General features: G+C 35.4%; 7 protein-coding genes. 6 read left to right on the top strand and 1 reads right to left on the bottom strand.

The window, feature by feature from the left end:
* Positions 1–2: 2 nt before the first annotated feature.
* Positions 3–575, bottom strand: a complete 573-nt coding sequence (locus tag A4F88_RS00305) for a chalcone isomerase family protein (RefSeq protein WP_068840553.1) — start codon at positions 573–575, stop codon at positions 3–5.
* 319 nt (positions 576–894) lie between these two features.
* On the opposite strand from A4F88_RS00305, the gene A4F88_RS00300 reads away from it, so the two are divergent.
* The 6 genes from A4F88_RS00300 to A4F88_RS00275 all read left to right on the top strand — a co-directional run bounded on the left by A4F88_RS00300 (position 895) and on the right by A4F88_RS00275 (position 13,715).
* The gene (locus A4F88_RS00300) at positions 895–1,581 is read left to right on the top strand and encodes a cytidylyltransferase domain-containing protein (protein WP_073075458.1); all 687 of its coding nucleotides are present in this window, start codon (positions 895–897) and stop codon (positions 1,579–1,581) included.
* Between the two features lie 220 nt (positions 1,582–1,801).
* A complete protein-coding gene (locus tag A4F88_RS00295; RefSeq protein ID WP_068840551.1) occupies positions 1,802–3,211 on the top strand; it encodes an MFS transporter in 1,410 nt (469 codons plus the stop codon).
* A gap of 210 nt (positions 3,212–3,421) precedes the next feature.
* Positions 3,422–4,627 carry a glycoside hydrolase family 88 protein gene (locus A4F88_RS00290; protein WP_068840550.1) on the top strand — a complete coding sequence of 402 codons (1,206 nt, stop codon included), beginning with the start codon at positions 3,422–3,424 and terminating at the stop codon, positions 4,625–4,627.
* Between the two features lie 277 nt (positions 4,628–4,904).
* A complete protein-coding gene (locus A4F88_RS00285; protein ID WP_068840549.1) occupies positions 4,905–7,688 on the top strand; it encodes a polysaccharide lyase family 8 super-sandwich domain-containing protein in 2,784 nt (927 codons plus the stop codon).
* Positions 7,689–7,816: 128 nt separating this feature from the next.
* A complete protein-coding gene (hepC, locus tag A4F88_RS00280; protein ID WP_068840548.1) occupies positions 7,817–9,802 on the top strand; it encodes a heparin-sulfate lyase HepC in 1,986 nt (661 codons plus the stop codon).
* Positions 9,803–10,562: 760 nt separating this feature from the next.
* On the top strand, positions 10,563–13,715 hold the full coding sequence (locus A4F88_RS00275; protein ID WP_068840547.1) for a SusC/RagA family TonB-linked outer membrane protein: 3,153 nt from the start codon (positions 10,563–10,565) through the stop codon (positions 13,713–13,715).
* Positions 13,716–13,724 lie beyond the last annotated feature (9 nt).

The following is a 13,724-nucleotide window of genomic DNA, read 5'->3' as shown; positions in this document are numbered from 1 at the left end:
TATTATTTCCCTAATAAATGATTTTTTAGTTTTTCATCTATCGGTTTATCAGACAACCAAATACCAAAAAGTGCTTTTTTAAAATTAAGTCCTTTAACCTTACCTTTTAGTTTATCATTTTTATAAACATATACAGAAGACTCAGTTGCAGAATACATAAACTTAAACACATCTCCTTTATTAATATCACCATGTAAAAAACCTAAAAATTTTGCAATTTCAGATTTTAAATCATCTTCTTTTTTACCTAGTGTTTTTTCAAAGCTATCATCAAAAATTTTAATTAGTTTATTAGAAGTTAATCCTGAAGAGGTAATCTGAATTCGCATTCCCATTTCTGAATTATCTGCAATAATATACTTTGCATCTTGTCTTAACTGTGATAAATATAAAGCCTGTACAAAGCCATTTGAGGAAGATTTTGAGATCGTTCCGCCACCATTTAATGACAATTTTGCATCTAAAAATTCAATTGTTCTTGGCACATTTACACCATCAATAGTAAAAGTTTTTTGTGCAGAAACTGTTGAAATTTGAAAAGTAAGAATCAGAGTGATTAATTGTAAGATTTTCATTATGATATATTTTTAATTTTTTGCAATTTACCACTATTTTTAGGGTTTATAGTAATGAAAAAGCTTTTTTATAAGAATCAAAATTTAGAAATTACTCCAAACAATTCAAAAGGAATTGACAATCAATAATTTATTTATAAAAAAGAATTGGGCTTTATATTCTTAAAATTATCCTGATTTCCAAAATAATCAGGAAAACAAGGTGTTTATTATAATTTTCCTTCATAATAAAACAAGTATTTATACGTAAAAACGCTGCACACTATATTTTTATATTAGCCCTGTAAAAATGTTAACTTCTAAATTCCTGCAATAACACATGAGCAATTTCTATCTTACAGCGCTGTTACCAATACAAAAAGAACATCATTACTATTTACCCAACAGGAATTTCCTTCCTTTTAATGGCAAACCCATGTACCAGCATATGATTGAAAAATTACTGGCAATTCCGGAGTTTGAAAGTATAGTAATTAATACCGACTCTGATGAAGTGAAGGAATATTGCAAATGGAATGGAAGGTTAAGAATCATTGACCGTCCAAAATCACTAACAGGCGAAGATGTAAAATCAGATCAGATTACGGCTCATACACTGGAGAAAATTTCAGGCGAACATTTTATTGAATTGCAAAGTTTTAATCCGTTAGTCACTCAATTTACGATACTGGATTTTATTAAAATATACAAGGAATATGTAGTGCCGGGAGAATATTTTGATTGTGCCTATAGCGTTCAGCGACATGAATTAAGAAATTTTGATCTTGATAAAAGGGAACTGAATGATACTTATCCGTTTGTATTGTTCGAAAATAAAATTCTTCATGGGTTTACCCGCTCTGTTTTTCATAAATACAGAAACCGAAAAGTTGGAAAAATGCCAATGCATACTGAAGTAAGAGAAGTCGAAAATACACTGCTGGATTCAGAAACGAATTACGAATTAGCCAAACTCGTTTATGCAAACCGTGATAAGTTTCCTGCTATTTTTCATAGTGGCGTTTAAGTAGAAAATACATATCATAAAAGTCCGTCTGAGAATTTTCTTCTCAAACGGATTTTTTTATTTTAAACATCATACAAAATCCTAAATCAAAATGTTGAATATTATAAAATCTGTTAATTATAATTACTCTGAGCTATTTCCTGTGATAATTAGTCAAAATTCAATAACTTAGTAAATAAGTAATACCACTAAAAAATAGCATAAGCCTAAACAAGAGATTATGGATATCACTACAGCAGAAAAAAACAATGTAACCATCAAAAAAGTTTTACCTGTTATTCTGGCTACTTCTATTTTTATGCAGATGCTTGATTCGACAATTTTAAATACCTCCATTACAGCTATCGCCAAAGACTTGCACGAGTCTCCGCTTGAAATGCAAAATGCGATTATTAGTTATGTATTGACTTTGGCACTTTTTATGCCGGTTAGCGGTTTTTTATCAGACAAATTTGGGACAAAGAAAGTTTTCATTTTTGCCTTGTTTTTATTTAGCACAGGATCTTTATTTTGTTCCCTTTCTCAAAACCTTACACATTTGGTTTTTGCACGTGTTGTTCAGGGAGTTGGAGGAAGTTTAATGACTCCCGTTGGAAAACTGGCACTCATTAGAACATTTCCAAAAAATGAATTATTAAAAGCCATGAACTTTGCCATTATTCCTGCCCTTATTGGTCCGGTATTAGGTCCGTTAGTAGGAGGTTATATGGTTGATTATTTGTCCTGGCACTGGATTTTTCTAATCAATATTCCTTTTGGCCTTATTGGTATACTATTAAGTTTAAAATACATGCCTGATTACAAATCGCCAATAATCGATTTCGACTTAAAAGGGTTTCTTATTTTTGCGGCAGCCTCACTTCTACTCTCCATTGCACTCGAGTTATTTGGTAATACAGCTCGTGTATCATCAGTTTTAATGATCTTTATGGCTGGTTTCTTAATGCTGTATTGGTATTATCGCCATGCGGTTAAAGACAATAATCCTATTTTTCCATTAAATCTGTTTCAGGTACGAACTTTTCGCGTAGGCATATTAGGAAATCTGGCAACACGTTTAGGGATTAGTGCGATTCCGTTATTACTTCCTATGATGATTCAGATTGCTTATGGACAATCAGCAGTAACTTCGGGATGGATTGTAGCACCAATGGCTGTAACAGCAATGTTTGGAAAATCGGCAGTAATTAAAATTTTAAATACTTTTGGATATAGAAAAACCCTGATGGTCAACACTTTTATTATTGGTGTTTTAATTTGCGCTTTGGCTATTCCATCCATACACAACTCTATTTACTGGTATATTCCTATTATCTCTGTTCTGGGTTTCTTTAACTCGATACAATTTACTTCTATGAACTCTATTTCTATTGCCGATTTAAGAAATTATCACACCAGTAGCGGTAACTCATTGGTTTCTGTCAATCAGCAATTGGCGATCGGATTTGGGATTGCTTTTGGTCTTTTGGTACTTAAAGTTTTTCAGGGCGATGTAAAGCTTATTCATAACGAAATTCACAATGCCTTTCGTTACACTTTTCTGGTCGTAGGTTCTTTGACTATTTTGTCCGGTTTAGTTTTCAGGAGACTGCATTTTAAAGATGGCGACAATTTAAAATCGGCTGTTTAGTTCCATTTAGAACATCTCACTATTGTTATTTATACGAATAAACCAATAGATCAAAAATCTTATTCTGAGCTCTTACAGGGCTAAAAACAGCAGGTTTACACAAATTCAAAACATTTATGATAGAATTTGAAAGACCGTTTTCGACCTCGCGTTTAACTTCGCTTTATAAAATATTCCCTAAAACAGAATACAGCTATAAACGATTAAACTATGAAAAAAACTTTCAACCTGCTTCTGGCTTTCTCTACACTCACGTTAAGCACTTTTGCAAAACCTGTACAAACTGATGATCCGTCTTTACTTTGGTTTAAAAAAACAACCGAGGTTATCCATTTTCAATTAAACAAAGCCGCCCAAACTTATAAACCGGGAAAAAATCCGCGTTCTGTAAATCCTGACGGAACTGTACGACTGGCGGGATTAACAGACTGGACAACAGGTTTTTTTCCGGGAAGTCTTTGGTACGGATATGAACTTACAGGAGATAAAACATTAGCTGGTGAAGCTAAAAAGTTTACACTCGCTTTAGATTCAATCCGAAACATAAAAAGCACTCATGATGTTGGTTTTATGCTGTATTGCTCTTACGGAAATGCATACAGAATTACAGGCGATAAAATTTATCTTCCTGCTCTGGCAGATGGTGCAGCAAACCTTTACGCCCGTTTTAGCCCAATTGTAGGGACGATTCGTTCCTGGGATTTTGCCTGGCTGCATTATCCGGTTATTATCGATAATATGATGAATCTGGAATATTTGTATTGGAGTGCCAGCCAATTTAACAAACCTGAATATGCAAATGCTGCCAGTACGCATGCATTAACGACCATAAAAAATCATTTTAGAAAAGATTACAGTTCTTACCATTTAGTAGATTATGATCCAAAAACAGGTAAAGTAATCCATAAAGGCACCCATCAGGGCGTTACTGATGAGTCGGCCTGGGCACGCGGACAAGCCTGGGGATTATACGGTTACACGATGTGTTATGCCAATACCAAAAATCCAAAGTTTCTGCAACAGGCAGAACATATTGCCGCTTTTATTATGAACCATCCAAGAATGCCAAAAGACAAGGTTCCGGTTTGGGATTTTGATGTTCATAATGCCATGGATACTGAAGTTCTGGCACCAAGAGATGCATCTGCTGCTGCCGTTATAGCATCTGCTTTACTGGATTTAAGCACTCAGGTAAAAGACGGAAAAAAATATGCTGATTATGCCGAAGACATTCTGAAATCATTATCATCTGATACTTATCTCGCAAAAGAGGGCGAAAATAATTTCTTTTTATTAAAACACAGTGTTGGAGCTTTTTTATACAATTCAGAGATTGATACTCCACTTGATTATGCTGATTATTATTATCTCGAGGCACTAAAAAGATACGCCACAATCAAAAAAATTGAAATCTAAGCCAATAAACTGAATGACCAGCCAACGGAAATAAAGACCTGAAATTAGGTTTGTCAGGTTAGGAATGATATAAAAGTAGTCCTGCTCAAATGATAACCAGTTTGCCAAAAACATTTGAAATCTAACTCACTACTAAAATTCCTGACCTGACAGCCTTATTTAAAACCGGAAATATTCTGATGTAAACTGAATTGACTTTAAGAATATCTGACGTAGTACCTGATAAGAATACAGCAATAATAAAATGCTAACTATTAGTCTCTTAAAAAATAATCTTATGTGCAAAAAATTACTTTTATCCGTTTGGTTCATCATCTTGATTTTCAACTTTTCGTATGCTCAGATCAACGATATAAACAACATTAAAACCAAATATCAAAACTGGCTTACAGGCGAAAATCTGGATTATTCAAAATCGCAGGTTAACGAAAGATACAGCCGTTATCTGACTAACGGAATAGCCGCCAAAAACCTTTCGGCTTATGATTTTGCCAATCCCGGACCGGTTTGGAATTTTAATGTTGGTGCAGACCAAAATGCCTATCAGGTTCTGGTGGAGCAAAAACTAATCCGTCTTGTATTTTTATATCAGTTAAAAGGTTCAGTAACCAATCCTAATCCGGATTATCATAGTGTGACAGTCCGCAATATGATTCTGTCCCTTTTTAATTATATGAAAGCAAAAGGAATCAGCAGTACAACTGATTTTGCTTACCTCGCCATTCCTGCCACTGAAGAAGTTATTAGCAGCGGTCACGGGGTTTGCTTACGTTCGTCCGGATATGCCACTTCTGTTTTTTTGATGAAAGACGAATTAATCGCTGCAGGAGAATTTAATCATCATATGGGAGCACTTAAAACCTTAACTGCTTTTATAGCGCCGGATTATCCGTATTTTAATTTCACCAATCCCGGTTTTAATACTGATATTATTCGTTCATCGATACAACAACGGCTATGTTATATATTGGCTCAGGACGATACTGACCCTGATAAATTAGCCAATATGAATTTCCTGAAAAGATACATTGACAATGCACTAAAAATCAGCAACGGCTGGAACGATTGTATCAAACCTGATTTTATTACTTATCATCACAGAGGAGCGTATTCAATTTCGTATGGTGTAGATGCCTTACATCAGTCTTCGATTATGAATATGATGCTAAAAAATACGGCTTACGAACTGAATCCGGAAGCACAAGGCAATTTAAAAAATGCCATTTTAAACTATAGTAAATTCAGTAAAGGTTTTGAAATGCCTTTGGGTCTTGCCGGAAGGTTTCCTACCAACACAGACGGACTGAACGATTTAAGACCGGCTTTGGCATATTTATATATAACAGATCCTGTTGCTAATGCAGATGCCGGAAGAGAATTTCTGAGACTGTGGAATCTTTCTGCTACAGCAAACACTAATTTGCTCAGACAAAATGTATTATCGATTACTATGGTTTATACTCCGGGCGGTGTAATGGATATTCTGCAAACGTTAAACTCCAGTCTTACTGCACTTCCGGAAATAACCGAAGCACAATTTAATTTTCCGTACGCAGGTTTGAGTGTCCATAAATACAATGGCTTTCAGGCCAGCATAAAAGGAACAAGCAAAAACATCTGGCATTTTGAAAACTCAACTACCGAAAATGTTTTTGGAAGATATACTTCTGCCGGAGCTTTAGAACTTTTTACAGCAGGAAACCCAACCACACGAAACACAAACGGTTATATTGAAAATGGATGGGATTGGTCACATGTTCCCGGAACAACGGTTGCATATCTTCCGCTCAGTGTCCTGGGAACCGGAACCATGCGCGAAATGAGCGGAAAATCTTTTCTGGCAATGGGTTCTTTAGATACTAATGGCGTTTTTGGTATGGATTATAAAGACATTAATTCTGCTACGGGAATGACCGCTTTAAAATCTAATTTCTTTTTTAAAGACATCATCCTTTGCCTTGCTTCAAACATAAAAGATGCAAACGGAACCTATCCTGTTCATACCACTTTATTTCAAACCGCATTGGCAGACAGCAATACTGCTACTTACGTAAACGGAACAGCTGCTACAGGAACAAATTATAGCCAGACACAAACAACAGGTTCATTCTGGGCTACAGATGCTATTGGAAATGGTTATGTAATCCCATCAAATACGACCAATACTGATGCTGTTACCATCAATAGGTCTGTACAAAACTCACGCAACAATAGCAACACGGCAAATACAACCGGCAATTTTACTTCGGCATATATCAATCATGGTATTGCGCCTGCTGCTGCAAAATTTCAATATGCCGTTGTGATACAGGGCGGTCAAACCAAAACGCAGCAGTTAGCGAATAATTTTGCTTCCTATTTTAAAATATACCATCAAAACAGTCAGGCCCATATTGTACAATACATTCCTGATGCGATATTTGGCTATGTTATTTTTACTGCGGCTACAGTATTTGCATACGATGTTGTAGTAAGTGTAGATAAACCGGCTATTGTAATGACTCAAAAAACCGATGGCGGAAACAAATTAAAAATAAGCCTTACCAACCCGAATTTAGGTTTATTGTCTTCGAATGAAACCTATACATGGAGTCAGATTAGTGCACAAAATTCGATTTTAAACCGGTTACCACAAACGGACATGGTTACGCTAACTCTTGCAGGTAACTGGACTTTAACAACAACGGTAAACAATGTAACTGCAATTAGTAATGGTGCTAATACAGAAGTAACATTTAGTACCATTAACGGTTTCACCATACAAACTGAATTGACAAAATCAACTTTAGGAATTAATAATCCGGAGACAGAACAATCAAATGAGTTAAACGTAATTGTGGCGCCAAATCCTACTCAGACAGAATTTAGAATAAATGTTACAGAAGATCCTGCCCAACCTGTTTCAGTTCTTGTTTTTGATACTTTGGGAAGACGAATAAAAACTATCAAATCAAATTACGGACAACCAATATTATTAGGCAGCGACTGGACTCCGGGCATTTACCTTGCTGAAATTCGCCAGGGAGAAAGAAAAAAAACGGTTAAGCTAATAAAGCAATAACCTGATTTTTATGACCATCATGAATAAATAAAACTTTATGAAGCTATCTTTGATATTCAAAATGAAATCAAACAGCTTTTTACTATAAATAACCACAAACTATCTAAATCATTTAATTAAAAATCTGAATGAAAAATTTAAAAACTATTACAACCGTATTATTTCTATCGGTGATGGTTTTCACAACCAATGCACAAGAAACCCCAGCGCTCAGCAAAGAAAGTTTTGATGTTGTAAACCTTAAATATCCGGGGCTGGAAAAAGTAAATCAGCTTTTTAATTCAGGAAAATATGATGAGGCAGCAAGAGAATTACTAAGTTATTACCGTAATCGCAAAAACATTAAAAATCCTGATTTTAATGTGGGAGATGAAGCACGTTTTAGAGGAAAAGATATTGGCAAAGCCAATCAGGAAAAAGCAGATAATGCCTTATTACATCTCTTTAAACCGCAAAAAGGCTACGGATTTTTCGATTACGGAAAAGATATCAATTGGGATTACTGGCCTGTAAAAGACAACGAAGTTCGCTGGCAGCTGCACCGTGTAACCTGGTGGCAATCTATGGGAATGGCCTATCGCAGCAGTGCCGATGAAAAATATGCTAAAGAATGGGTTTTTCAATTTCGGGATTGGGAAAAGAAAAATTATTTGGGACGTTCTGCAGAAAATGACAATATTGCCTGGCGTCCGTTAGAAGTTTCAGAACGTTTACAGAGCCTTCCGGGAACATTTAATTTATTTGTGATTTCGCCCAACTTTACACCTGTTTTTTTAATGGAATTTTTAAACAGCTTTAACAAACAAGCCCCTTATATCCCAAAACATTACAGCAAAGAAGGAAATCATTTGTTGTTTGAAGCACAACGTGTTTTAGGAGCCGGAGCTTCTTTTCCTGAATTAAAACAAGCCGAAGATTGGCGTAAAAGCGGTATCGAAATCTTAAACAGAGAAATAAAATTGCAGGTGTTTGATGATGGTGTGCAATGGGAACTCTCTCCTACTTATCATGTAGCCTGTATTGAGATTTTCTTAAAAGCTTACAATTCGGCAAAAATGGCGGGAGTCGAAAAAGAATTTCCGGAAACCTATAGCAAAACCATCGAAAAAATGATTGTGGCTACCGCCAATATATCTTTTCCGGATTACAACAATCCGATGTTTGGAGATTCCTGGCCAATTGAAAAAAATGCCCGAATAAAACAATTTTCAGGCTGGTCGAAACTATTTCCTGATAACGGACTCATTAAATATTTTGCTACTGATGGCGCAGAAGGAAACCTGCCAGATTATCTCTCAAACGCATTGCCAAATGGCGGTTTTTATACCTTTAGAAACGGATGGAACGATAAAGCCACCGTAATGATTGTAAAAGCCGGGCCACCAGCAGAGTTTCATGCGCAACCGGATAACGGAACTTTTGAACTTTGGGTAAAAGGACGCGATTTTATGCCGGACACAGGATGTTATTTATACAGCGGTGATGCCGAAGTAACCAAAATGAGAAACTGGTTTCGCCAAACAAGAGTACACAATACGCTTACTTTGAATAATGAAAATATGGTTATCACCAAAGCCATACAAAATAAGTGGAAAACCAGTAAAAACCTTGATATTTTAACCTATACCAATCCAAGCTATACTGATTTGAACCATCAAAGAAGTATTCTTTTTATGGACCAAAAATACTTTCTTATCATTGATAAGGCTATTGGCAAAGCAACCGGAAATTTAGGCGTTCATTTTCAGCTGAAAGAAGACAGTAAACCTGTATATGATAAGACAAGTAATAAAGTTTATACCACTTATGAAGATGGAAACAATCTCCTCATTCAATCCTTAAATACAGACAAAGTAACGCTTAGCGAAGAAGAAGGAAAAGTATCCTATGTTTATGCCAAAGAAATGGCAAGACCTGCTTTTGTCTTCGAAAAGTCTAAAACTGATGCCGTAACGCAGCAATTTATATCAATTGTTTATCCCTACAATGGTAATAAAACTCCTGAAATCATTGTTCAGCCAAATGCAGATAATGATTTTGAAAAAGGAAACATCAGTTTAACGATTCTGATTGATGGTAAAAAGAGTAACATTAAAGCCGTTTTAAATGATTAAGCAACTTTAAATCCTCTTTAAAAGTTATATTTTAAAAGACGTCTGAAAGTATTTTCAGGCGTCTTTTTTATTTATAATCGAGTTTATAAAATCATAGATTGCGCCTTTATCCCGTTTAAAAAACCTTACCTATTGGTGTATTTATGGCAAAAGAAACTTCAAGCCGCATTCTGTCCGTTTTAAATTCATCAGTTTTATCTGAATCAAGAAAATAAACAAATAAAAGAACAACTAAAAATCACCTCAAAAAAGAATCATTTTGCTTAACAATACGCTGAATTTTACTTAACTATTATCCAATACAAAATATTTCAAAATTGATCAGTAATAGCGGTACTTCTTTATAAAATTATTTCACAAAAAACACTACAAAATCCTGATTTTCCCTTTATTTACGGGCAACGAAAACGTTATATTAATCAAAATCAATAGCATTTTGGACGTATTCAAAACTGTCATGTATACCCGATTTCTATATTTGTTTTTCATTAAATCCAAAAAAAACATGACTAGACCAAAAAAAATGAACCGACATCAGACAAACCTATTATTGTTTAACAGACGTAAAATTCCCCAGCCTGTTTTTCAAGTTAATAAATTGTTATAGATTTCTGCGCGATCCATATTAGATTTGCAAAAATCATGAGATCAATACCTTTTCGCTTTCGGGCAAAATAGTAGCGGATTAAATAACAAAGACCCAACCAAAATAACATCAATAAGAAATAAGCCCAAAACTTATTCTGATATAAAAAAAATTATGAAAAGGACTCTATTTTTATTTTTGCTCCTGGCAACTTGCAAAGTAATGTACGGGCAGGATATTATTACCGTAAAAGGTGTAGTAACAGATGCACAAAACATGCCTATGCCGGGAACAACAGTTTCTGAAAAAGGAACTAAAAATTCTACCGTTACCGCTATGGACGGTGATTATCAAATTAAGGTAAAACCTAATGCTATATTGGTATTTTCTTTTATAGGAACAAAAACCAAAGAAGAACAGGTAAAAAACAGAACACTCATCAATACTAAATTAATAGATGATGCCAATAATCTTGATGAAGTAGTTGTGGTAGGTTACGGTACAAAAACCAGAAAAGACTTAACGGGAGCTATCTCTTCTGTAAAAGGTCAGGAACTGGCTAAGATTCCGGTACAAAACGTTGCACAGGCTTTACAGGGACGTATTGCAGGTATGCAGGTTACAATGCCTGACGGAACACCGGGAGCAGAACCATCATTACGAATTAGAGGCGGAACTTCGATTACACAGAGCAACGAACCTTTGTATGTAGTTGACGGAGTAGCACAAACAGGCGGACTAAGCTTTCTGGATCCAATGGATATTGAATCTATAGATGTATTAAAAGATGCATCCTCTACCTCTATTTATGGTGCTCAGGGTGCAAACGGAGTTGTTTTGGTTACCACCAAAAAAGCAAAAGGCGGAAAACTATCTATTAGTTACGATACTTACGGCGGTATAAAAACAATAGCCAAAACACTTCCGGTTATGAATCCTTATCAGTATACACAGTTATTGTACGAGGCGGCTACTGATGACGCCAGAATGCAAAAATTCGTAAACGTTTTTGGTACTTATGATGAACTTGAAGGTTTGTATAAAAACAGAAAAGGAATCAACTGGCAAGACGAGGTTTTTGGCAATGCTGTAGAAAGTCAATACCATAAAATAAGCATTAGCGGTGGTGAAAATGATACCAAATACAACGCTTTTTATTCTGTTAATAACGATCAGGGAATTATGCTGGGAAGCGCCTCTGTAAAGAATATTGCAAAACTGAATGTAGTGAATAGCATCAGTAAAAAATTTACTGTAAATGCAATTGTTAACTATTCAAATCAAAAAGTAACCGGATTATCTACAGGCGATGGCGGAAATGCCCGATTAAGCATGCTGCAAAATGTATTACAATACAGACCAACAATTGGCAAAATCGGATCAGATGAAGATCTTAAAACCTTATTTATCGATCCGTTAGACAATCAGGATTCACCAACATTACAAAGTCCGCTGGTTACAATCGACAGTCAGAAAAGAGAAGCCGTTACCAGAGCGATTAATATGAGTTTACAACTTCAGTATAATATTACGCCAAATTTAATTTATCGTGGTTTAGTGAGTTACACTGATAATAGTGTTAAAAGCAAATATTTTAACGATTCCAGAGGTATTCAGGCCATCAGAAGCGGTGGTGCAAATGGCGGAGTAACCAATAATACCTCGACACGTTTAAACTATAACAATGTATTAACCTATACCAATACATTCAATAAAAAACACAAACTGGATGTTACAGCCGGACAGGAATACATCTACAATTATAACGAAGGAATTACGGCTACTGCATCTGCTTTTCCGGAAGTTAATTTAGGCTGGGATAAATTACAATTGGGAACCATTGCCGGGATTCCGACCACTTTTGCCGAAGACGATAAACTGTTGTCTTTTTTCGCCAAAACAAACTATTCTTATAAAAACAGATACTTATTTTCTGCCAGCATCAGAGCCGATGGTTCTTCTAAATTTGGAACTGAAAACCAATGGGGATACTTCCCGTCAGTTTCAGCAGCGTGGAGAGTTATCGAAGAAAATTTCATGAAAAAACTGCCTGTTTTCTCTGATTTAAAATTCCGTTTAAGCTATGGTGAAGCAGGAAATAACCGAATTGCAAATTATGCTGCTTTGGGTATTTTTAACTCCGGTTCATATCCGTTGAACAACCAAACGAACATTACGGCATTTCAAAACAATCTGCCAAATCCGTTTCTGAAATGGGAAGCTACAAAATCGACCAATTTAGGTATTGACATAGGATTTTTTAAACAAAGAATATCTTTAACTACAGAGTTATACGATAACAAATCTAAAGATTTACTTTATAACACCCGTGTTCCTGCAAGTTCAGGTTTCAAAAAGCAATTTCAGAATATTGGAGCTACTTCTAACCGCGGAATCGAGTTTACTTTGAATACGGTAAACATCAAAAACAACAACTTTACCTGGAACACGACTTTAAATCTTGCTTTTAACAAAACCAAAGTTCTGGCTCTCAGCGAAGGCGAAAACTCACTAATCACCAATAGTTATACAGACAAAAGTGACTACATTTTACAAGTTGGAAAACCAGTTGGAACCATGTACGGTTATGTGAGAGACGGTTTGTATCAGGTGAGCGATTTTGATTATAATCCAACAACTAAAGCTTATACCTTAAAAAGTGGCGTTGTAAGCGACAATATTGTAGTACAACCCGGATTTATTAAATTTAAAGATATCAGCGGACCAAACGGAACTCCTGATGGTGTAATTAATGATTATGACAGAACGGTTATTGGAGATGCAAATCCTAAATACACAGGAGGTTTAAACAACACCTTTAGTTACAAAGGAATTGACCTGAGTATATTTCTTGATTTTACTGTGGGCAACGACATCTACAATGCCAATGTATTAAACAACTCAAGATTAAATTTAGACAACCTGAATACACTTGCCATTTATGCAGACAGATGGACAACAATCAATGCTGCCGGACAACGTGTAACTGATCCTGCTGAACTAACGGCTTTAAATGTTGGAAAAACCAATCCGGCTTTCAACGGAAACACAACAGGACGTTTGTACAGTGATATTATCGAAGACGGTTCATTTTTAAGAATCAACAACATTAGCCTGGGATATACATTGCCTAAAGACTGGTTAAAAAAATCTAAGATTTCTAATCTGAGAATCTATTTTACAGCCTATAATTTATATGTATTTACCAAATATTCCGGATATGATCCTGAAGTAAGTGTGATCAATAATGCCATAACCCGCGGAGTAGATTTTAGTGCTTATCCAAGAAGCAAGTCCTTTGTTACAGGTTTGAATATCACACTATAATTTAAAGTT

It is taken from the genome of Flavobacterium chilense (assembly GCF_001602525.1).
Classification (GTDB): Bacteria; Bacteroidota; Bacteroidia; order Flavobacteriales; family Flavobacteriaceae; genus Flavobacterium; species Flavobacterium chilense.
The sequence above is the reverse complement of the archived record's forward strand: the minus strand, read 5'-3'. Positions and strand labels throughout refer to the sequence as shown.

Excerpts from the sequence above, each read along its gene's own strand:
- A4F88_RS00285 (WP_068840549.1), top strand. The coding sequence starts at position 4,905 with ATGTGCAAAAAATTACTTTTATCCGTTTGGTTCATCATCTTGATTTTC.
- A4F88_RS00300 (WP_073075458.1), top strand. The coding sequence starts at position 895 with ATGAGCAATTTCTATCTTACAGCGCTGTTACCAATACAAAAAGAACAT.
- A4F88_RS00290 (WP_068840550.1), top strand. The coding sequence starts at position 3,422 with ATGAAAAAAACTTTCAACCTGCTTCTGGCTTTCTCTACACTCACGTTA.
- A4F88_RS00305 (WP_068840553.1), bottom strand. The coding sequence starts at position 575 with ATGAAAATCTTACAATTAATCACTCTGATTCTTACTTTTCAAATTTCA.
- A4F88_RS00275 (WP_068840547.1), top strand. The coding sequence starts at position 10,563 with ATGAAAAGGACTCTATTTTTATTTTTGCTCCTGGCAACTTGCAAAGTA.
- hepC (WP_068840548.1), top strand. The coding sequence starts at position 7,817 with ATGAAAAATTTAAAAACTATTACAACCGTATTATTTCTATCGGTGATG.
- A4F88_RS00295 (WP_068840551.1), top strand. The coding sequence starts at position 1,802 with ATGGATATCACTACAGCAGAAAAAAACAATGTAACCATCAAAAAAGTT.